Annotated in this window: 22 protein-coding genes and 1 pseudogene; 4 read left to right on the plus strand and 19 right to left on the minus strand. The window is 71.2% G+C overall.

The annotated features are described in order from the left end of the window. The first annotated feature begins 91 nt into the window (after window positions 1-91). Entirely contained in the window at window positions 92-565 is a 474-nt protein-coding gene (locus ACFV6V_RS19895) for a carboxymuconolactone decarboxylase family protein (RefSeq protein WP_385566617.1), read from the plus strand. Between the two features lie 110 nt (window positions 566-675). Here ACFV6V_RS19895 and ACFV6V_RS19900 read toward each other — a convergent pair whose 3' ends face one another. Both ACFV6V_RS19900 and ACFV6V_RS19905 read right to left on the minus strand, forming a co-directional pair. Next, window positions 676-906 carry a helix-turn-helix domain-containing protein gene (locus ACFV6V_RS19900; protein WP_385566620.1) on the minus strand — a complete coding sequence of 77 codons (231 nt, stop codon included), beginning with the start codon at window positions 904-906 and terminating at the stop codon, window positions 676-678. Beyond that, window positions 906-1,403, minus strand: coding sequence for a DUF2975 domain-containing protein (locus tag ACFV6V_RS19905; protein ID WP_385566622.1), 498 nt, complete (start codon window positions 1,401-1,403; stop codon window positions 906-908). The genes ACFV6V_RS19900 and ACFV6V_RS19905 overlap by 1 nt, the downstream gene beginning before the upstream one ends. Window positions 1,404-1,536: 133 nt before the next feature. Here ACFV6V_RS19905 and ACFV6V_RS19910 point away from each other — a divergent pair, with 133 nt between their 5' ends. Beyond that, window positions 1,537-2,559: a pyridoxal-phosphate dependent enzyme gene (locus ACFV6V_RS19910; RefSeq protein ID WP_385566625.1), complete on the plus strand. Its 1,023-nt coding sequence runs from the start codon at window positions 1,537-1,539 to the stop codon at window positions 2,557-2,559. Here ACFV6V_RS19910 and ACFV6V_RS19915 read toward each other — a convergent pair. Continuing rightward, window positions 2,536-3,111, minus strand: a complete 576-nt coding sequence (locus ACFV6V_RS19915; RefSeq protein WP_385566627.1) for a histidine phosphatase family protein — start codon at window positions 3,109-3,111, stop codon at window positions 2,536-2,538. The genes ACFV6V_RS19910 and ACFV6V_RS19915 overlap by 24 nt on opposite strands. 232 nt (window positions 3,112-3,343) lie before the next feature. Between ACFV6V_RS19915 and ACFV6V_RS19920 the strand changes: the two genes are divergently transcribed. Beyond that, window positions 3,344-3,535 carry a DUF1918 domain-containing protein gene (locus ACFV6V_RS19920; RefSeq protein WP_385566629.1) on the plus strand — a complete coding sequence of 64 codons (192 nt, stop codon included), beginning with the start codon at window positions 3,344-3,346 and terminating at the stop codon, window positions 3,533-3,535. Window positions 3,536-3,543: 8 nt separating this feature from the next. Here ACFV6V_RS19920 and ACFV6V_RS19925 read toward each other — a convergent pair whose 3' ends face one another. Then, on the minus strand, window positions 3,544-4,812 hold the full coding sequence (locus ACFV6V_RS19925; protein ID WP_385566632.1) for a glycoside hydrolase family 10 protein: 1,269 nt from the start codon (window positions 4,810-4,812) through the stop codon (window positions 3,544-3,546). A 200-nt stretch (window positions 4,813-5,012) separates the two neighbouring features. On the opposite strand from ACFV6V_RS19925, the gene ACFV6V_RS19930 reads away from it, so the two are divergent. Further along, window positions 5,013-5,873, plus strand: a complete 861-nt coding sequence (locus tag ACFV6V_RS19930; protein WP_361285951.1) for a 3-hydroxybutyryl-CoA dehydrogenase — start codon at window positions 5,013-5,015, stop codon at window positions 5,871-5,873. Between the two features lie 77 nt (window positions 5,874-5,950). Here the strand turns inward: ACFV6V_RS19930 and ACFV6V_RS19935 are convergent, their stop codons facing one another. The 15 genes and pseudogenes from ACFV6V_RS19935 to ACFV6V_RS20005 all read right to left on the minus strand — a co-directional run bounded on the left by ACFV6V_RS19935 (window position 5,951) and on the right by ACFV6V_RS20005 (window position 20,211). Continuing rightward, window positions 5,951-6,481, minus strand: coding sequence for an NUDIX hydrolase (locus ACFV6V_RS19935; protein WP_385566636.1), 531 nt, complete (start codon window positions 6,479-6,481; stop codon window positions 5,951-5,953). A 55-nt stretch (window positions 6,482-6,536) separates the two neighbouring features. After that, on the minus strand, window positions 6,537-7,880 hold the full coding sequence (locus ACFV6V_RS19940; RefSeq protein WP_385566639.1) for a transcriptional regulator: 1,344 nt from the start codon (window positions 7,878-7,880) through the stop codon (window positions 6,537-6,539). 408 nt (window positions 7,881-8,288) lie between these two features. Next, window positions 8,289-10,823, minus strand: a complete 2,535-nt coding sequence (pheT, locus tag ACFV6V_RS19945; RefSeq protein WP_385566642.1) for a phenylalanine--tRNA ligase subunit beta — start codon at window positions 10,821-10,823, stop codon at window positions 8,289-8,291. Beyond that, on the minus strand, window positions 10,823-11,965 hold the full coding sequence (gene pheS, locus ACFV6V_RS19950; RefSeq protein ID WP_385566644.1) for a phenylalanine--tRNA ligase subunit alpha: 1,143 nt from the start codon (window positions 11,963-11,965) through the stop codon (window positions 10,823-10,825). Before pheS ends, pheT begins: the two co-directional genes overlap by 1 nt. A 137-nt stretch (window positions 11,966-12,102) precedes the next feature. Beyond that, entirely contained in the window at window positions 12,103-13,296 is a 1,194-nt protein-coding gene (locus tag ACFV6V_RS19955; RefSeq protein ID WP_385566646.1) for an ATP-binding protein, read from the minus strand. 107 nt (window positions 13,297-13,403) lie between these two features. Further along, window positions 13,404-14,252: a TrmH family RNA methyltransferase gene (locus tag ACFV6V_RS19960; protein WP_385566648.1), complete on the minus strand. Its 849-nt coding sequence runs from the start codon at window positions 14,250-14,252 to the stop codon at window positions 13,404-13,406. Between the two features lie 164 nt (window positions 14,253-14,416). Next, window positions 14,417-14,809 (minus strand): 50S ribosomal protein L20, encoded by a 393-nt coding sequence (gene rplT / locus ACFV6V_RS19965; protein WP_385566651.1) that lies wholly within the window; start codon window positions 14,807-14,809, stop codon window positions 14,417-14,419. A 108-nt stretch (window positions 14,810-14,917) separates the two neighbouring features. Continuing rightward, entirely contained in the window at window positions 14,918-15,112 is a 195-nt protein-coding gene (gene rpmI / locus ACFV6V_RS19970; RefSeq protein ID WP_017945471.1) for a 50S ribosomal protein L35, read from the minus strand. Between the two features lie 105 nt (window positions 15,113-15,217). Continuing rightward, window positions 15,218-15,904, minus strand: coding sequence for a translation initiation factor IF-3 (infC, locus tag ACFV6V_RS19975; protein ID WP_385566654.1), 687 nt, complete (start codon window positions 15,902-15,904; stop codon window positions 15,218-15,220). A 319-nt stretch (window positions 15,905-16,223) separates the two neighbouring features. Further along, window positions 16,224-16,619, minus strand: coding sequence for a DUF1844 domain-containing protein (locus tag ACFV6V_RS19980; RefSeq protein WP_385566656.1), 396 nt, complete (start codon window positions 16,617-16,619; stop codon window positions 16,224-16,226). 24 nt (window positions 16,620-16,643) lie between these two features. After that, entirely contained in the window at window positions 16,644-17,420 is a 777-nt protein-coding gene (locus ACFV6V_RS19985) for an SseB family protein (protein ID WP_385566659.1), read from the minus strand. Window positions 17,421-17,440: 20 nt separating this feature from the next. Then, window positions 17,441-17,680 (minus strand): hypothetical protein, encoded by a 240-nt coding sequence (locus tag ACFV6V_RS19990; protein ID WP_385566748.1) that lies wholly within the window; start codon window positions 17,678-17,680, stop codon window positions 17,441-17,443. A 62-nt stretch (window positions 17,681-17,742) separates the two neighbouring features. Next, window positions 17,743-18,093, minus strand: a pseudogene (locus tag ACFV6V_RS19995) (response regulator transcription factor); the annotation flags it as partial. A 79-nt stretch (window positions 18,094-18,172) separates the two neighbouring features. Beyond that, a complete protein-coding gene (mycP, locus tag ACFV6V_RS20000) occupies window positions 18,173-19,378 on the minus strand; it encodes a type VII secretion-associated serine protease mycosin (RefSeq protein ID WP_385566661.1) in 1,206 nt (401 codons plus the stop codon). Further along, on the minus strand, window positions 19,375-20,211 hold the full coding sequence (locus ACFV6V_RS20005) for a hypothetical protein (protein WP_385566743.1): 837 nt from the start codon (window positions 20,209-20,211) through the stop codon (window positions 19,375-19,377). The genes mycP and ACFV6V_RS20005 overlap by 4 nt, the downstream gene beginning before the upstream one ends. Window positions 20,212-20,468: the final 257 nt, after the last annotated feature.

The following is a 20,468-nucleotide window of genomic DNA, read 5'->3' on the forward strand; positions in this document are numbered from 1 at the left end:
GAGTGGCACACGCCACACGGGTTCCTGTCACAACCGCCCGAGCCGTTCCGTCAGAAGTGTGCAACCGCCGAACACCGCAGAGGAGCACACCATGGAAGCCCGTCTGAACCCCTTCGCCAGCCCGGTCCTGGGCAAGGCCGTCAAGCACATTGTCGCCGCAGGCAAGGCGCTCGGGGAATCAACCCTGCCCCTCCCGACACAGGAGCTGGTGAAGCTCCGCGCCAGTCAGATCAACGGCTGCGGCTTCTGCACCGACATGCATTTCAAGGACGCCGTGCACGCCGGGGAGTCCGCGGAGCGCCTCAACCTGGTCGCCGCCTGGCGGGAGGCCACGGTGTTCAGCGAGGCAGAGCGCGCGGCGCTCGAGCTCACCGAGGAGGCCACCCGCGTCGCCGACGCGGCCGGGGGCGTCCCGGACGAGGTCTGGGCCAATGCCGCCAAGCACTACGACGAGGAGCAGCTCGCCGCACTGGTGGGTGTCATCGCCGTCATCAACACCTTCAACCGCGTGAACGTCATGCTCAAGATGCCCGCCGGTGACTACCAGCCCGGCCAGTTCGGGTGAGCTGACGCGCCGCACGCCCGGGCGCTCCGCCTGGCGGCCATGCCCGGGCGGAGCGCCCGCGTGTCAGGGCCGGGCCCTGCCGGCGCGCCATCGCATCACGTCGCCGCCCCTCACCCGCCTTCGGTGTCCTCGGCGCCCCGAGCCTCCCAGCGCAGCAGGTCGCCCGGCTGACACTCGAGCGCCCCACAGAGCGCGGCGAGGGTCGCGAAGCGGACGGCCTTGGCCCGGCCGTTCTTGAGCACCGCCAGATTGGCGGGCGTGATGCCGACGCGCTCCGCGAGTTCGCCGACCGACATCTTCCGCTTGGCCAGCATCACATCGATGTCGACCGCGATGGGCATCAGATCACCCCGTCCAGCTCGACCTGCATCCGCTTCGCCTCGACATCGCGTGCGACAGCCTGGGCGAGCAGCATCCTCAGCACGAGGACGACGAGCGCGACGCCGAGGACGGCCAGCCCCACCCCGCCGACCAGCAGGACGACGCCCGGCGGGACGGCCTCGCCCGGGGCCAGGACCACCCCGAACGCGAAGACCAGGAGAGCAGCGGCGCAGAACGCGCCGGTGACGACGTCCACGTACCGGAAGGCACCGCGGGAGAACACGGTCCCCCGACGCACCATCGTCACCAGACGCCACACGCAGACCAGGACGATCTGGGCCGCCACCAGCCCCAGGACCGTGATCACGAGGGTCGGCGTGCGCAGGTGGGCAACCTCCGTGTCGAGTTCCTCCATGTCGATGGCCAGCAGCGGCACCATCACGGCCTGCACGAACAGCGAGCCGGCGAGCAGCGCCACCATCACACCGCGCAGTGCGAGCACGGTCAGCTTCCCCATCGCCCCTCCCTCACCATCAATCGAATCACGATGTGAATTTATCGATAGTCGATAGATTCAGCAAGGGGTCGCATGAGGTCCGTGTGGACGAGCCGACCAGGCGAGCCCGGGGGCGGGCGGGGATCATAGGCGCATGGTGCGTGCGGAGAACGGCTGGGCGGCTGAAGCGGTACGTGAGTTGTGCGCGGACGCGCGACCGACGCCGCTACTCCGGGCGAGCGGCACCGCCGGCGAGACCGGGTCACCCGGATGGACGACCGAGCTGTACGTCAAGGACGAGTCCGCTCACCCCTCGGGGACCCTCAAGCATCGGCTGGTGCGGGCGCTGCTCTGCGAGGCGATCCTGGACGGCGCCGTGCGCGAGGACATGACGGTGGTGATGGGGACGGGCGGGCCCGCCGCGGTGGCGGGCGCGTATTGCGCGCACCGGGTCGGTGTGCCGTTCGTCGCCCTGGTGCCCGCCAAGACGCCGCCGTCCGTACGGGAGTCGGTCGAGCGTCACGGTGGCCGCTGGCGTATCGCGACGGTGCCCGCCGACCTCCAGGAAGAGGCCCGCGGGCTGGCGGCTCGCCTCGGCGGCCACTTTCTGGACCACTTCGCCGACTCGGAGCGGGCGATCGCCCGCTGTCCGCTGCCGGATCTCGCCCGGGAGCTGTTCGGCCAGCTCGCTGATACGGCGGCATCCGAGCCGGCCTGGCTGGTGGCGGGCATGGGCACGGGCACGACCACCGCGACGCTCGGCCGCTACGCGAGCGCACTCGGCGGTGACGGCAGCCGGCCGCGGGTGGCAGGGGTGGACGCGGAGTACTCGGCGTACTTCCCGGCCTGGGCGAATGGCTGCGCCGACTACACGACCGGCCTGCCGTCCGCGATCCCCGGGCTCGGCCGGCCCCGCACGGAGCCCGCGTTCCGTCCGGAGCTGCTCGACCTGGTGATCCCGGTCGGCGAGGAAGCCGCGGAGGACGGCCTGCACTGGCTGCGAACGGAGGCGGCATACGGGAGCGAGGGCGGCCTCGGCCTGGCGACCGGGGCAGTGGGCTGGGCCGTGCGCCATCTGCTGACCCGTATGAAGGAATCCGGCGCCCCGGGCAGTGTCGTGATGGTTGCCGGGGAGCGGGCGCCCCGCTCCTGCTCAGCCGCCAGTCTCCAGGCGTAGGTTCCAGCGGCCCGATCGCCCGGTGAGCACGACGGTGGACAGCGGGCGCACGTCGACGTTCCAGTACGTCGACGGCGGGGCCTTCAAGGCGTAGACCAGAGCGGCCCGTACGACGGCGGGCTCGGCGACGGCCAGCACCGATCCGCCGTCGTCCACGGGACGGGTGTCCAGCCAGCCGCCCACCCGGTTGATGAAGCCGAGGAGCGGCTCTCCCCCGTGCGGAGCGGAGCGCGGATCGGTGAGCCAGGCGTCGACGGCGTTTGGCTCCCTGGCAGCCACCTCGGTCAGCGTGTAGCCGCGCCAGCGGCCCATGTCGCAGTCGCTCAAAGCGGGTTGTGCGAGGGGGGCGTAGCCGAGCGCGTCGGCGGTCGCCCTGCTCCGGGCCGTGGGCGAGCAGTAGCGCAGTTCCGCGGCACCGAGCGGCACGAGCTGGCGCGCGGCGAGCTGGACCTCGTACCAGCCGGCCTCGTCAAGCGGCCGGTCGTCGTCGAAGCGCTCGGCCAGCCGCGGGCAACTGCGCGCGGCGGTGACGAGGGTGACCCGAACACTCATGGCGGGATCGTGAGGCCGCGGGCTCCCCAGGTCAAGAGAGGTTACTCACCGTTAGTGAAGTTCACCCCAGACCTCGGCCGGTCTCTGCAACCGACCCTCAGGAGTCCGCGACTCCGAGGGAGCAGCGGCGCCGGGGCGCCGCCGCTCCACCATCGCTCCGGAGTGATGCGCCTCACGCTCCCGGACGTAAACTCGAAATACCGATCGCGCCCCCTCAAGGAGGTCACGCCCGATGGAAGCGAGTGTGGGCGACAAGCTGCTCGTACACGGCCGGGTCGTCGGCCAGCACGACCGGCTCGCCGAAGTCATGGAGGTCCTGGGCGATCACGGCACTCCCCCGTATCGCGTCCGTTTCGAGGACGACGGCCACGAGTGCCTGATGTCCCCAGGTCCCGACACCGTCGTACGCCACGAGAAGGGCTGATCAGCAGCTCATCGTGGGGACCGGACCCGGGTCGGATAGTGATCCGCCACTACGGCGGCCATCGCTCCGATCCGGTCCGTCGCCACTTCCTTCGCCGAGAAGAAGCAGTGACCGCGCACGTTGGCGTACCGGTCGGCGAAGGTGAGATGACGCGACAGCTCCCGGCGGTCCTGCCAGGCCTTCGCCTGTGCCGGGTCACCCGCCTTGTACAGCGCCTCGCCGATGTAGAGGTCCACACCGGTTCCCCGCACCAGCGCGTCCCACCAGGGCACCAGGCGCGCGTAGTCGGCGGCGGTGAAGCCGATGTGCCAGTAGAGCTGCGGCACGATGTAGTCGATCCACCCCTGGCGCACCCATGCCCGGGTGTCCGCGTACAGGTCGTCGAATGTCTCCACACCTGCCGCGGTGTTCGAACCCAGGGGGTCGGTGTCGGCGTTGCGCCAGACCCCGAAGGGGCTGATCCCGAAACGGACACCGGGCCGCAGCGCCTTGATTCGTACGGCCATCTCCCGCACCAGACGGTTGATGTTGTCGCGCCGCCAGGCGGCCTTGCTGGAGAAGCCCGCTCCGTAGCGCTGGTACGCGGCCCCGTCGGCGAACTGCTGCCCGGCCACGGGGTACGGGTAGAAGTAGTCGTCCCAGTGGACCGCATCGATCTCGTAGCGCGCCACGGCGTCGAGCATCGCGTCCTGGACGAATTTCCTGACCTGGGGGAGCCCGGGGTTGTAGTAGAGCTTCCCGCCGTATGCGACGACCCACCCGGGGTTGCGTCGCGCGGGGTGGGTGGCGACCAGCTTCGACAGGTCCCCGTGAGTGGCGACCCGGTACGGGTTGAACCAGGCGTGCAGCTCGAGACCGCGGGCATGGGCCTCCTTCACCGCGGTGCCCAGCGGATCCCAGCCCGGGTTGCGGCCCTGGACGCCGGTGAGCCACTGCGACCAGGGCTCGTACCGCGAGGGCCACAGGGCGTCGGCGGCGGGCCGGACCTGGAAGACCACCGCGTTGAGCCGCCTGGCGACCGCCGCGTCCAGATGACGCAGCAGTTCGGCGCGCTGCTTGGCCGCGGACAGCCCCGGAGCGGACGGCCAGTCGCGGCCCGCGACGGTGGCGAGCCACATCCCACGGAACTCCCGGGCGGCGGCAGCCCCCTGGCGGGCGGGCGCCGCCTCGGTGGCGCGGGCGGCCGGGGCGGCCTGGATCGGAGTCTCACCGGTCACGGTCAGCGCGGTGAGCGCACCGGCCGCCGTGACGAATCCTCTTCTACTGATCTGTCCCATAAGTGACTCCGTGCACCTCTCTGTGCCGATTGTTCACTTGCTGTACTACTTGTCCTCGGACAGCATGCCGCCCCGGCCCCCCGAGCACACGCACCCTCGGAGTAACGTCGTGGGGTCGAGGTGGGCAGCCGGAACCATACGGAGGACCTGCCGGGCTAAATGCCACGAAAACCAGCGAAAGGCACGAAGTGACCGAAACTGTGGCCGACGTAACCCGCGTCGGAGTGGTGGGCTGTGGCCAGATGGGCGCGGGTATCGCCGAGGTGTGCGCCCGCAGCGGACTCGAGGTCAAGGTCGCGGAGACCACCGGCGAGGCCCTCGAGATCGGCCGTACCCGTCTGCACAACTCCCTCGCCAAGGCCGCCGAGCGCGGAAAGATCAGCGAGGAGGAGCGCGATGCCACGCTGGCACGGCTGAGCTTCACGACGGATCTCGGCGAGTTCGCCGACCGCGATCTCGTCATCGAGGCCGTCGTGGAGAACGAGCAGGTCAAGACGGAGATCTTCCAGGTGCTCGACCAGGTGGTGACCCGTCAGGACGCCATTCTGGCGTCGAACACCTCCTCCATTCCGCTGGTGAAGCTGGCAGTCGCCACCTCGCGGCCCGACCAGGTCATCGGCATCCACTTCTTCAACCCCGCTCCCGTCCAGGCGCTGGTGGAGCTGATCCCGGCGCTGACGACGTCCGAGGAGACCATCAAGCGGGCGGAGGCCGTGGTCCAGCAGGTGCTGGACAAGCACGCGATCCGTGCCCAGGACCGCTCGGGCTTCGTGGTGAACGCGCTCCTGATCCCGTATCTGCTGTCCGCGATCCGGATGTTCGAGTCGGGAATCGCGAGCCGCGAGGACATCGACAACGGCATGGAGATGGGCTGCGCCCACCCGATGGGTCCGTTGAAGCTCTCCGACCTGATCGGTCTGGACACGGTCGCGTCGGTGGCCGACTCGATGTACGCCGAATTCAAGGAGCCGCTGTACGCGGCGCCGCCGCTGCTTCAGCGGATGGTGGACGCGGGCCGGCTGGGCCGGAAGACGGGTTCGGGCTTCTACCCGTACTCCTGAACCCTGTTGAGCCCTGGGGTGTCGGAGCGTGTTCGCCATCTCGTGCGCACACGCTCCCGGCCGCCCCCGGACGGTGGTCAGCCCAGCCGCATATGGTGCAGCATCAGCAGACCGGCCGCCATCCCGGCTGCCGGGACCTCGCCCCTGGCGATCATGTCGGGGACCAGCTTCAGCGGGACCCACTCGCGGCGCGAGGACTCGAAGTCGTCCTCGGGGTGACCGATATAGGTCGCCCCATCGGACCAGTAGAGGTGGTGTCGGGCGTCGGTGAGCCCGTTGGACGGCTCGACGGTCAGCAGATGCCGGAGCGTCCCCGGCCGCCAGCCGGTCTCCTCCTCCATCTCGCGGGCCGCGGCGGTCTCGATGGCCTCCCCGTCCTCCACCACACCGGCGGCGAGCTCCCAGCCCCAGCTGTCGGTGATGAACCGGTGCCGCCAGAGCAGCAGGACCTCGTTGGCCTCGTTGACGGCCGTCGCCACGGCGACCGGGCGAAGGCGGATGAGGAAGTGGTCCAGGTGCCGGCCGTCGGGCAGGGCCACATCGGCCAGCGCGACCCTGAACCAGCGGTTCTGATACACGGTTTGTTCGCCTAAGTTCGTCCACTGCACGTTTCTGCCACCTTCCGACCGACAAGTTGATGGCAATATCGCAGCAGTTGCCGGCTCACAGGGGAACGCGCATGGCTCCGTCGATGCGCTCGGCCGCCTCGGTGGCAGGCGGGGACCCGTTCGCCACGAGATGCCGCCGTACCTCCCGCAGCCGGTCCCTGAGCCGCTGCGACTCCATCCCCCGCGCCAGCTCGGCCATTTCGGTCGCCGTCACCGCGGCACGGTCGGCCTCGCCCTGGCACAGCTCGATCTGACTCAGCAGGGCGAGCCGGTGCACCCGGCCCCGGTCGTGGGCCGGTGCCCGGGCCGCGGCGGCGGCGTGCTCACGGGCCGCCGTGAGATCCCCGAGGCTCAGCAGCGCCTCCGCCACCTGCACGTTCACCAGGCCGGGCTGCACGTACCCCGTCTCGTCCGGCTCGCTGCCCGGGCGGATCCGCTCCGCCTCAGCCTCGGCCCGCCCGATGCAGACCAGCGCGCTGCCGCCGTCACCGATCCGGGCGTACGCCTTCGCCTGCATCGCCGAGAGATCGGCGGCCAGTGCCGGGGTGATCTGCTCCCCCGCCGTCCGCAGCGCGGCCTCCGCGAAGGCGACCGCCTGCCGGTACTCCGCCATGAACAGCGACTGGTTGACCAGCAAGGCGACGACATAGGCGCCGAAGCCCCGGTCATCGCTCGCCTTGGCGAGGCGCAGCGCCTGGTGGAAGTAGCGCTGCGCGAGCCCGTGTGCATCCGAGTCATAGGCGCAGATACCCGCGATGGCGACCAGTCCCCCGGTGGCGCGGTGCAGCCTTCGCCCCAGGGCGTCGCCATAGGCACCGCGCAGCAGCGGTGCGGTCTCGGTGTTGAGGAAACCGACGATCCTGGACCGGGTCGCGATCCCGCCCGCCTTGCGGTACATGAGCTCGTAGTGCGCACGGGCGGCCCGCAGCATGGTGATGTCGGCCGGGCCGACCCGGGTACGGCCGTCGCGCGAGACATCCGCGTCATCCGGTGGGTTCTCCCACTCCCAGACCGGCATGACAGCGGGCGTGCCCGTGAACGCCGCCGCGCCGATGACATGCGGGCGCCGCTGCTCGTCGGAGCGCCACAGGGCGGTGGCACGCTCGACGAAGCCGGAGAGCTGCGAACCGTGCGCGGCGCTCGGGGATCCCTCGGGCACTCCCAGACCGATGTCGTCGAGGGTGACCGTCCTGCGCAACCGGGCCGCAAGGACCTCGCAGATGAGATCGGGCACCTGCCCCCGGGGACGCTGACCCTTCAGCCATCGGGCGACGGCCGTGTGTTCGTACCGCAGCGCCACACCCCGCGCCCGGCCGGCGAGGTTCACACGGGCCGCAAGGCCCGCGTGGGAGATGCCGGCCTCGTCCAGCAGGGCGTCGAGCAGGGTGTTGGGCTGCATGGGGCCCTCCGTTGGCTCGGTGTGGGCCAGCGTAGTGCAGCGCGGTTCGCACGGGGTGTGAAACAAGTGCGTATGTCCGTGCCGCACACGCTCTGCCGCCGCCGCGCCGCAGCCGGTTGACTGAACTTCCCTCTCAAGGAGGCAGCCGGGCCGCCGGCTCCCCCTCGTAAGTGCGGCGGCCCGCTTCCGCGCCGTCCGTCCTGCTGATCTGCCCGATACTCCGCAGCAGGACGGACGGCGCTTTCGCCGTGCGCCGCTCCCCGCGCGGTGGGGACCCGGAGCGTCTTCCCCCGGATTCCGGACGCTCCGGGTGCCCAGGCGGTGTGGGGGTGCGGCGGCAACCCGCTCACGCAGAAGGGCCCGCACCCGGATGACCTCCGGGTGCGGGCCCTCACGCAAAGGCGGCCGTCAGGCGCCGCGCAGCACCGCCCCGACGCGTTCCGTCGCGAGGGCGATCGCGGCGTCACGCGCGGCCGAGGCCTCGTCGACGGTCAGGGTGCGGTCGGGGGCACGGAAGCGCAGGGCGTAGGCCAGCGACTTCTTGCCCTCGCCGATCTGCGCGCCGGCGAACACGTCGAACAACCGGATGGACTCCAGCAGTCCGCCCGCGCCCTCCCGCAGCACCCTCTCGACCTCCTCCGACGGCACGTCGGAGGAGACGACCAGGGCGACATCCTGCGTGGCCACCGGGAAGGTGGAGATACGCGGGGCCTGGACCGCGCCCTCGCCGGCGCGCTCGAGCAGGTCCAGCTCCATCTCCATCGCGCAGGTCCGCTCGGGCACTCCGAGCGCCTTGATGACGCGCGGGTGCAGCTCACCGGCGTGGCCGACGAGGGTTTCCTCGCCGTCGACCGTGGCGTACAGCGCGGCGCAGCGGCCGGGGTGCCACGGGGCGTGCTGGTCGGCACGGATGACGAGCTCGACGCCGGCCTCGCGGGCCACCGTACGGGCCGACTCGACCGCGTCCGCCCAGTCGCCCGGGCGTCCCTCGCCCCACCAGCCGGCCTGTTCGCGGGCACCGGCGAGCACGGTGGCGACGCGCCTCGGCTGACGCGGCAGGGCCGCGTTCAGCAGGGCGATCTCCTCGTCCGTGGGGCGGCGGTCCACAGAGAGGTTCTCCGGGAAATCGGTCGCCTCCTCCCCTGTCGGGCGGAACACCAGTCCGGTCTCGAACAGGGCCAGATCATGCGCGCCGCGGCCGGCATTGCGCCGCAGAGCGGTGAGCAGTCCCGGCAGCAGCGTGGTGCGCATCGCCGGTTCCTCGTCCGAGATCGGGTTGGCCAACGTGACGACGGTGCGCCGCGGGTCGTCCTCCCCGAACCCGAGCTGGTCGAGCACGGCGGCCCCGATGAACGGGTAGTTCAGCGCCTCGACATAGCCCGCTCCGGCCAGCGCCCGGCCGACCCGGCGGTGCAGCCGCTGGCGGACGGTGAGTCCGCGCCCGGACGGCGGCGTGGGCAGGGTGGACGGGAGGTTCTCGTAGCCCTCCAGCCGGATGACCTCTTCGGCGAGGTCGTTCGGCGCGTGCAGGTCGGGCCGCCACGACGGGACGGTGACGACGAGCTCGTCCTGTCCGTAGACGTCGCAGCCGACCTCTTGGAGGCGGCGCACGACGGTTTCACGCCCGTACGCGACACCCGCGACGCGGTCGGGGTGGTCGGCGGGCATCGTGATCGTGCGTGGCGCGGACGGGGCGATGACCTCGGTGACCCCGGCCTCGGCGGTGCCGCCCGCGAGCAGCACGAGCAGGTCCACCGTGCGCTGTGCGGCTGCGGAGGCGGCCTGCGGGTCGACACCGCGCTCGAAGCGCCGGGACGCCTCGGACGAGAGCTTGTGGCGGCGCGCCGTGCGGGCGATGGATACCGGGTCGAAGTGGGCGGCCTCGATGACGACTTCGGTGGTACCGCGGACCTCGCCGGTCTCCGGGTCGGTGACGGAGTCGGCGATCTCGGTGTTGGCACCGCCCATCACACCGGCGAGGCCGATCGGTCCACGGTCGTCGGTGATGACCAGGTCCCCGGCGTCCAGCACACGCTTGACGCCGTCGAGGGTGGTGAACTTCTCGCCGGCCTCGGCGCGGCGCACCCCGATCGGTCCGTCGAGGCGCGCCCGGTCGTAGGCGTGCAGGGGCTGCCCCAGCTCCAGCATCACGTAGTTGGTGACGTCGACGGCCAGCGAGATCGGGCGCATGCCCGCCTTCTGGAGGCGGCGCTGCATCCAGATCGGGGAGCGGGCCTCGGGGTCGAGACCGACCACCGTGCGCGCGGTGAAGCGGTCGCAGCCGATCGGGTCGCTGATCCGTACCGCGTGGCCGAACGAGTTGGGCGCGGGCACGTCGAGCAGCGCGGGGTCGCGCAGCGGCAGTCGGTACGCGATGGCGGCCTCACGGGCGACACCGCGCATCGACAGGCAGTAGCCCCGGTCGGGGGTGACGGCGATGTCGAGGACCTCGTCGTACAGCTCCAGCAGCTCGGTGGCGACGGTGCCGACCTCGATCTCGGGCGGCAGCACGATGATGCCGTGCGTGCTGTCCTCGCCCATGCCCAGCTCGTCGCTGGAGCAGATCATGCCGCGGGACACCCGTCCGTAGGTCTTGCGCTCGGCGATACGGAAGTCACCGGGCAGCACGGCGCCGGGCAGGGCCACGACGACCTTGTCGCCGACGGCGAAGTTCCGGGCGCCGCAGATGATCTCCTGCGGTTCCCCGGTGCCGTTGGCCTGGCCCACGTCGACGGTGCAGAAGCGGATCGGCTTCTTGAACTCGGTCAGCTCCTCGATGGTGGCCACCTGGCCCACGACGAGGGGACCGGTGAGCCCGGCGCCGAGCTGCTCGACGGACTCGACCTCGAGCCCGGCGGCAATCAGTTTGGCCTGTACGTCACGGCCGGACTCCGTCGCCGGCAGGTCGACGTACTCCCGCAGCCATGAAAGCGGGACCCGCATCAGATCTCCATCCCGAAGGGCCGGGTGAACCGGACGTCACCCTCGACCATGTCTCGCATGTCGTCGACGTTGTGGCGGAACATCAGCATCCGCTCGATGCCGAACCCGAAGGCGAACCCGCTGTACTTCTCCGGGTCGACGCCGCAGGCGACCAGCACCTTCGGGTTGACCATCCCGCAGCCGCCGAGCTCGATCCAGCCCTCGCTGGAGCAGGTGCGGCAGGGGCGGTCCGGGTTGCCGACGGACTCGCCGCGGCACACGTAGCACACCATGTCCATCTCTGCGGACGGCTCGGTGAACGGGAAGAAGTTGGGTCGCAGCCGGGTCTTCATGCCCTCGCCGAAGAGCGCCTGGACCATGTGGTCGAGGGTGCCCTTGAGGTCGGCCATGGTCAGGCCCTCGTCCACGGCGAGCAGCTCGACCTGGTGGAACACCGGGGTGTGGGTGGCGTCGAGATCGTCGGTGCGGTAGACGCGGCCGGGGCAGATCACGTACAGCGGCGGCTCGCGGTCCAGCATCGAGCGGACCTGTACGGGGGAGGTGTGGGTGCGCAGGACGACACCGGAGCCCTGGTCCGCCGTGTCGGCGCCCGCCGGGCCCCCGGTGCCGCGGACGAAGAAGGTGTCCTGTTCACCGCGGGCGGGATGGTCCGCCGCGATGTTCAGCGCGTCGAAGTTCAGCCATTCGGACTCGACCTCGGGGCCTTCGGCGACCTCGTAGCCCATGGCGGTGAAGACGTCCTCGATGCGCTCCATGAGCGTGGTCAGCGGGTGCCGGGCGCCGCTGGGGGTGCGGTCGTACGGCAGGGTGACGTCCACCGCCTCCTCCACCAGCACACGGGTGTCCCGCTCGGCCTCCAGCTCGGTCTGCCGGGCGGCCAGGCCCTTGTTCACGGCGCCGCGGGCCTGGCCCACGCGCTTTCCGGCTTCGGCCTTGGCGTGCGGCGGCAGGGCTCCGATCTCGCGGTTGGCGAGGGCCAGCGGCGAGGCGGGGCCGGTGTGCGCGATCTTCGCCTCGTGAAGCGCATCGAGGTCACCTGCGGCGGCGAAGGCGGCAAGCGCCTCGTCCCGCATGCGCTCGATCTCTTCCGGTTTCAGTGTCTCGACCTCTACTGGGTCGTACGACTTATTGGGTGCCGACATTTCTTCCCGTGCTTCCGATGGGCTGGCTGGGGACCCCGCTCGACGACCGAGGACGCAAAGGTGCCAAAGGTCGAGTTTAGCGGGGTGAGGTATACGAGAGAGCCCGTGGTCCACGGGGCGGGACTCGGCGAGGGTGCTCAGCCGAGATACGCCGGGGCGCCGACGGGCAGGATAAATCGGAACTCGGCACCGCCGCGGGGACCGCGGCCGACGGTGATCGTCCCGCCGTGCGCCTCGACGATACCCTTGACGATGTACAGACCAAGACCGGTACCACCGCGCTTGCTCCCCCGCCAGAAGCGGGTGAAGACACGGCCCATCGACTCCTCGGGAATGCCGGGGCCCTCATCGCTCACGGTGACGGCCGTTCCCTTCGCCTCGCGCTCTCCGGGCTCTCCGGACGCTGGTGCCACCTCGATGGTGACCGTTCCCTCGCCGTGGCGCACGGCATTTTCCAGCAGGTTGCCGAGCACCTGGTCGATCTTGTCAGGATCGGCCCACAGCGCGGGCAGCCCGCGCCCGACGCGCACGAAGAAGCGGTCGGGCGACTGGCCGCGGGCAGTCTGTGCCTGGATGTGGCGGCCGACGGCCGCGGCTATGTCGACGGGCTGGCGGCGGACCTCCAGCCTCCCGGAATCGATCCGGGAGATGTCGAGGAGCTCGGCGATCAGCCGGGTGACGCGGTCAGCGTCGGCGTCGACGGTCTCCAGCATCAGCCGCTTCTGGTCGTCGGTGAATCGTTCCCACTTGGCGAGCAGGGTGGCGGTGAAGCCCTTGACCGAGGTCAGTGGGGAGCGCAGCTCGTGGGCGACGGTCGCGATCAGCTCGGCATGACTGCGCTCGGTGCGGCGCCGGGCCTCGGTGCCGCGCAGGGTGACCACGACCCGGCGGACCGGTCCGGTGGGGGTCTCCCGGATGTACCGCGCGGAGACGAGCACCTCGCGGACGCCGGGCAGCAGCAGATTGCGCTCGGGCTGGCCGACGCGGGTGGCGAGGCCGCCGTACGGATCGGTCAGCGGCCACCAGCGGCGTCCTTTGAGGTCCTCCAGGGGCAGGACGTGCTCCAGCGGAAGTCCTATGGCTTGGGCCCTGGAGGTTGCGGTGATCCGGACCGCCGCAGCGTTGAAGCAGACCACCAGGCCGGCCTCATCGGCGACGACGAGCCCGTCGGGCAGGTCGTCGGGGTCGATGTCGAGGTCGCTGAGGCCCACCAGCGGCGGGCCGGCAGGGGCCCTGTACGCCGACGCGGCGGACGGCGCGGCCGGACTCCCGACGGACGTGCCGACCAACTCCGCAGCGGACTTCGACGGCCTGCTCGTGCCGACAGCCATCCCCGTACCCCACCTCTCGAACCGGTGCAGTGGGTCCCCGAGTTGGTCACCCTACTAGGCGGCGGCGAGGGAGCGACAGTCCTGCCGCCGAGAGGCACGAGCGCGGCTCAGCGCGCCCGGCAGCCACCGGAGGTGCGCTGAGCGCGTGCGGAGGCGTAGAGGCATACCGCGGCGGCCGTCGCCAGGTTGAGGCTCTCCGCCTTCCCGTGGATCGGCACCCGGACGACGGCGTCCGCGAGCGCTCGGGTCTCCTCGGGCAGGCCCCATGCCTCGTTCCCGAAGATCCACGCGGTGGGTCCGACCATCGTGCCAGCGTCGAGCTCGTCGTCCAGGTCGTCGTCTCCGGCCCCGTCGGCGGCGAGGACACGGACCCCGGCGTCCTTCAGCCCGCTGACGGCCCGCTCGACGGGTACGCCCACGGCTACGGGCAGATGGAACAGGGAACCGACCGAGGCCCGCACCGACTTGGGGTTGTAGAGGTCCACCGACGCGTCGGTGAGCACGACCGCGTCGGCGCCCGCGGCGTCCGCGCAGCGCAGCACGGTGCCCGCGTTACCGGGGTCGCGCACGTGGGCGAGCACGGCGACCAGCCTGGGCCGGGCGGCGAGGATCTCCTCGAACGGCGAGTCGAGGAAGCGGCAGACACCGAGGATCCCCTGCGGGGTGACGGTCTGCGAGACCTCGGCCAGCACCCTGTCGGCGGCGTGGTGGATCCGCGCCCCGGCGGCCCGGGCCGCGTCGACGATGTCCGCGTACCGCTCGGCGGCTTCGACGGTGGTGAACAGCTCCACCAGCGTCGGCTCCCCGTCCCCGCCCCGGTGCTCCACCGCCTCCCGTACGGCCTGCGGTCCCTCCGCGATGAACCGGCGCTCCTTCGACCGGAAGTTCCGCTTGGCCAGTCGATGGGCGGCGACGACACGGGGTGATCGCGGGGAGATCAGCTCGAAGGTGCCCATGGGGTGCACACTCACTTCTCTTGTTGCGCACGGGCGCACGGTGGGCGGGTGGCCGGAGGGCCGGGTGACCGAGCAGGCGGTGATCCGGCCCGCGAAGCACCCGGACCCGCAGGCCAGAGGCCTGCGGGTCCGGAACGGTCCGAGGAGGACGCGAGAGGCAGCCGTCAGGCCGCGGACGCGGCCTTCGGGGCGTTGACGTCGCTCGGGAGCGCCTTCTGGGCGACCTCGACCAGCGCGGCGAACGCGGCGGCGTCGTTGACCGCGAGCTCGGCCAGGATCTTGCGGTCCACCTCGACGTTGGCGGCCTTCAGACCCTGGATGAAGCGGTTGTAGGTGATGCCGTTGGCGCGGGCAGCGGCGTTGATGCGCTGGATCCACAGCTGACGGAAGTCGCCCTTGCGCTTCTTGCGGTCGTTGTAGTTGTAGACGAGGGAGTGGGTGACCTGCTCCTTCGCCTTGCGGTACAGGCGGGAACGCTGGCCGCGGTATCCGCTGGCCTGCTCGAGGATCGCCCGGCGCTTCTTGTGGGCGTTGACTGCCCGCTTGACGCGTGCCACTTGTTAACTCCTTGTAGCGGGGTCGCGGTTGTGCTCACACGACCCGGAAACGATTGGGTCCCGGTCTTTGCCCGGAGGCCCCCGTCGCCCGGGGGCACGAAATCAAGCTCAGATGCCCAGCATCTTCTTGATCTTGGCGGCGTCACCCGGGGCCATCTCGGCGTTGCCGGTGAGGCGACGCGTCAGCTTGGACGACTTGCGCTCGAGCAGGTGGCGCTTGCCGGCGCGCTCGCGGAGCACCTTGCCGGAGCCGGTGATCTTGAAGCGCTTCTTGGCACCGCTGTGCGTCTTGTTCTTCGGCATCGCGCCGTACTCTCCTCGTCAGTGGCGCTTTCGTCACCGGTTCGAAAACCGGCAGGCGAAAGCGTCAGATGTATCGATTGATGTCCAGGACGGTTTGTCCCGGAATCAGGCCTCGGCGGGCTCCTCGGCAGGCACCTCGGCAGGCTCCTCGGCGGAGTCCACCGAGTGGGGCTGCCCCTGGCGCTCCGCCTTGCGGGCGGCCTGCGCCTCGCGGGCTTCGGCCATCGCCTCGGTCTTCTTCTTGTGCGGACCCAGAACCATGATCATGTTCCGGCCGTCCTGCTTCGGGTTCGACTCTACGAAACCGAGATCCTGGACGTCCTCCGCGAGCCGCTGGAGCAGCCGGTAGCCGAGCTCCGGCCGGGACTGCTCGCGACCACGGAACATGATCGTGATCTTGACCTTGTCGCCCTGCTTGAGGAACCGGACGACGTGACCCTTCTTGGTGTCATAGTCGTGCGGGTCGATCTTCGGCCGGAGCTTCATCTCCTTGATGACCGTGTGCGCCTGGTTCTTGCGCGCCTCACGAGCCTTCATGGCCGACTCGTACTTGAACTTCCCGTAGTCCATGAGCTTGCACACGGGCGGGCGGGCGGTCGCCGCCACCTCGACCAGGTCGAGGTCGTACTCCTGGGCAAGCTCCAGGGCCTTGGCAAGCGGAACAATCCCGACCTGCTCGCCGCTGGGACCGACAAGTCGCACTTCGGGAACGCGAATCCGGTCGTTGATGCGGGGCTCGGCGCTGATGGATCCTCCTCGGTAGCACTGCGCGGCACTCTGGAAAACAGCCACGCAACGTCTTTTTCGTTAGACCAACCGCGCCGGCTCATGAAAAATGCCCCGACGGGCACAGGCGGGGCTCCAGGACTACCGGAACACCGCACGGCGAACCGCGGGGCGCTGCATCGGGCGGCTTCCATCGTCCGTACGGAACGATGGGCGCCGCCTGACCGGTGACCCGCCGCCCTACGAGGGGCGGTAGGTGGGAGTTCGGAGCCTCCACTTGTGGGCCGGGCATACAGGTGCCCGACCGGTCGTTACAACAGGTTAGCAGCTCCGGTCAGCGGGAGCGAACCGGGAGGAGCGGGGAGCGGATACGGAGGCGTCCGGATCAGCCGTAGACCGGGCCGGTGTACTTCTCGCCCGGGCCCTGGCCCGGCTCGTCCGGGACGAGCGACGCCTCGCGGAAGGCCAGCTGGAGCGACTTCAGGCCGTCACGCAGCGGAGCCGCGTGGAAGGAGCTGATCTCCGTGGCACCCGCGTCGAGCAGACCGGCCAGCGCGTGCACCAGCTTGCGTGCCTCGTCGAGGTCCTTGTGCTCCTCGCCGTCCTCGGTCAGTCCGAGCTTCACCGCGGCGGCACTCATCAGGTTCACCGCGACCGTGACGATCACTTCGACCGCGGGCACCTCGGCGATGTCGCGGGTCATGGCGTCGAAGTCGGGAGCCGCGGAAGACTCGGCAGGCTCGCCGGTCGGCGTCTCATAGCTGGGGGTCGCGTCACTCATGTGCCACACGATATGCGGTGCCGCTTACGGGCGTACGTAGAGGGGTTCCCCCGGAGGCACGGCTTCCGGGGGCAGCACGGCCAGATCGAGACCGCGGACGAGGCGGGCGCGCAGTGTCTCGTCCGCCGCGAGGGCACGGGCCACGCGCTGGGCCGACTCGGCGGGCACGACGCCCGGTCCCGGCACCAGTGCGAGGGTGCCGTCGGCACTGCCGGGGCCCAGATGGGCGCGGATCACTCCGGGCTCGGCCGCGACCACCGCGCGCACCGCTTCCCGTACGGCCGGATCGGCCAGCGGGTCGGTGCTGGTGCGCCCCTCCGCGAGGGCCAGCAGCGCCCGCCCCGTCAGCGGGTAAGGGACGGGGCCCGCGAGGTCCAGCAGGAGCGTGTCCGCCTTCTCGTGCACAGCGGCGGCAAGCGCCTGGTGCAGTGGCACGGCGACCGGCCTGGCCTGGGGGTCCCACCGGGCGAGCGTCTCGTTGGAGGTGAACGCGGGCAGCGCCCGGCGGTCCCCCAGGGTCAGCGTGGGTACGGCCATGTCGCTGGTCTTCTCGTGGCGCAGCCCGCTCCCCCGTCTGCCACCACCGCCCTGGTCCGACGCTTCACCCCGTTCGCCGGCCTCCTCGACCTCACCGAGCAGCGCGACCACGGGGACGAGCAACCGGGCTCCTCTGAGTGCCTCGAGGACGGGACCTTCGTCGTTCCTGTCCTCGGCCCAGGCTGCGAGCGCCGCGGTGAGGGCGGGGTCGGCGGAGCCGTCGTCGTCGGGGAACGGGGAGTCGGGAATGTTCTTGAGCGCCACGCGACGAGCCTAGTGCAGCATCAGTGCCCCTCCCGGCCCTGTTGTCCCTGGCCCGTGCCCCGCCCACGACCTCGCCCCTGCTCCTGTACCTGTCCCTGGTTCTGTCCCTGGACCGGGCGCTGCCGCCCACCCCGCTGGCTGTTCCCCGTGCGGTCGTGCTTCGGGGCGTCGACCGGTGTGCCGCGGTAGCAGCCGACGGTGTAGGGGAACTCCAGGGTGGCGCTGTAGTGGTAGATCGTCCTCTCCCTGCCGTTCCACACCACCTTGCCGGTGCGCCCATGGCACTCGTCGAGGTCGGCGCACTGTCACACCGTTCCAGGCTGAACGGTTTCGTCAGATAGTCGTCACAGCCCTGGGCGAATCCCGCACGCAGATCGGCACGGCCGTCCCGGGCGGTGAGGAAGATGACCGGCAGCTCGCAGCCGGCCCTGCGCAGTCGCCCGCACAGCTCGAACCCGTCGATGTCGGGCAGGGTGACATCGAGGAGCAGCAGATCGCACTCGGGGGCCGGGCCCGCTGACAGGCACTGACGGGCGCTCGTCATGGTGACGGTCTCGTAGCCCTCGTGCCGCAGAGACGCTTCCAGCAGCTCGGCCATGGGCTCGTCGTCCTCGACGAGGAGGATCCTGGCGCGTGGCCGCCGGGCGTTCGCCCCCGAGGTCGTCACCTTCATGCGCGCGATGGTAGGACGGCGACCTGTGAGCTCCGGTACGCCGGTGGAGGCCGCGCGTCAGACTTCTTTCAGGCCCCGTTCAGGTACGGCGGCGTCCACCGCGCCACAGCACCACCGCGCAGACGATCAGCAGCGCACCGCCGCCCCCGGCGAGAGGCACGAGCAGCCCGCCTGCCGCACCGGTGTCCGGCGCGGGCGCCGGGCCGGTGCCGAAGTAGCGCTGCCGGTAGCCCGGCGCGGACGCGGCCTCCGGCTCGCCCTGCGCGAGCCTGCCCGCCGCCTTGAGCGCGGCCACCGGGTCCACGGTGCCGTGTCCCCTGGCGTCGTCGCGACCGTCCTTGGGCGCATCCCGGGCGGTGTCCGCGAGGAGTCGCTTGATCTGGGCCGGGGTCAGCCCGGGCTGGGCGGACCGTACGAGAGCGACGACTCCGGAGACGAACGCCGCCGCCGCGCTGGTGCCCCAGCCCTCGTAGTACCTGCGGTCGGGATCGGCGATGACCACGTCCACGCCGGGGGCGCTGACCGTGGCGTACCAGCGGCTGGTGGAGAAGGAGGCATGGGTGCCGAAGCGGTCGACGGCGGCGACCGCGATGACACCCGGGTAGGCGGCGGGGTACGAGATGTGGTCACCCTTCTCGCCGCTGTTCCCGGCCGACGCGACGACCACGGCACCCTTGGCGAGTGCGTACTGGACGGCTGCGTCCTCGCCCTTCTCCGGGTGCGCGGACTCGCTGTCGTCGCCGAGCGAGAGGTTGATGACGTCGGCACCGTGGTCGGCGGCCCAGCGGATTCCGTCCGCGAGCGCGGAGTTCCGGGTCTTGCGGGCCTGGGCACGCGACGGGTCGGTGCCTTCGAGGATCACCCGGACCGGCTGGATCTTCACCTGTGGTGCGACGCCGAGCACTCCGTCCTCACGTCCGGGCCCATGGCCGTGTCCGGCGATGATCCCGGCCATGGCGGTCCCGTGCCGTGCCCACGCCCGGTCGCCGCGCCCGGCCCCGAAGCCGACGAGGTCCTTGGTCGGGAGCACCTGACCCGTGAGGTCGGGGTGGCTGTCGTCGACTCCGGTGTCGAGTACGGCGACCGTGACGCCCTTGCCCTTGGTGGTCCGCCAGGCCTGGTCCAGGTGCAGCGAGTCGAGGGCCCACTGGCGGGCACGGATGCTGTCTGCATGGGCGGGCGCGACGGACACCAGGACGACGGCGAGGGCGGCGGCGACGCCACCGGTCAGCCGGCGCCCGAGCCGTCGGCGCAGGGGAAGAGGAAGCGGTGGCTGCGCGGTCATTCGGGCTTCCCCGCCGACGTGGCCGCGGAGCCGCGCATGGCTCGTTCGATGGCCTCCGCCAGGCCCTTGGCCTCGTGGCCGAGCCCCGCCTGCGCGGGCGCGGAGGCGGCGCCCGCGACGGTCGCCTCGCCCGCCGGGCTCGGGTCGGCCACCGTGCGGCCGTCGGCGAAGCCGGACACGGCGTAGACGATGACCGGGGCATCGCTCAGGACGCTGACCGTCCAGGTGGCCCGCTGCTTGTCGCCGAAGCCTTCGGCGGCGGTGCCGGGGACGGGGTACGCCCGGGGCATCAGGTCGTCGCGTTCGCCGAGCTTCTCCTGCGCGAACCTGACGCGGAGCGTGGCCATGACCTGCCGGTCCGCCTGTGTGAAGAGCATGCCGACGGTGGTGACGCTGCTGGAGGTGGCGTCGGTGTAGGTGGCGCGCAGCGCGCGAACGCAGCCGACCGGCCGCACCACTGTGGCCAGCAGCGGGTCGAGGGCCTCGGCGCAGGTTCCGTCGGGTGCGACGCCGACCCTCTTCCACACACGGTCGGCGCCACCGGGACCGGCTCCGGTGCCCTTGAGGGTGGTGGGGAACAGCGCGTCGACGGGGACGGTGTGCCAGAGGGTGCGTACGCCGTCGTAGTCGGTGCCAACCGCGGGAGCGACGGCGGCGGACCCGTCCACGAGCCAGCTTCCGGCGGCGGCTCCCCCCATCAGCCCGAGCCCGAGGACGAGGCAGGCGATGGCCGCCGGGGTCCGCGCGGGGTGCCGGGTGCGCACGGGGCGCAGCCGGGTGGTGATCTCGGTGGGCCGTTCGGGGTGGAAGCCCGGAGAGCCCGGGACGGGCATCCAGTGGCGCGGCGGCCAGGCCGTGGGACCGGTGGCGAGGGGTGGGCCCGGGGGCGGCGGCACCGTCGCGGACGACCACGCCGCGGGCAGCGGCGGCAGGGGCGGCGTCGCTGCGCCGTCCGTCCGGGGCGGTGGCACCGGCGCAGAAGCCGGCTCCGTACGCCCATCGGCACCCGCGGCCGCACTACGCGGCGCGGGAGGCTGAGGGGTCGCAGGAGGCCGGGGAGGCACAGGAGGGAGCAGAGCTTCCGTGACAC

The sequence above is a fragment of the Streptomyces sp. NPDC059828 genome, from assembly GCF_042731955.1.
GTDB lineage: Bacteria > Actinomycetota > Actinomycetes > Streptomycetales > Streptomycetaceae > Streptomyces.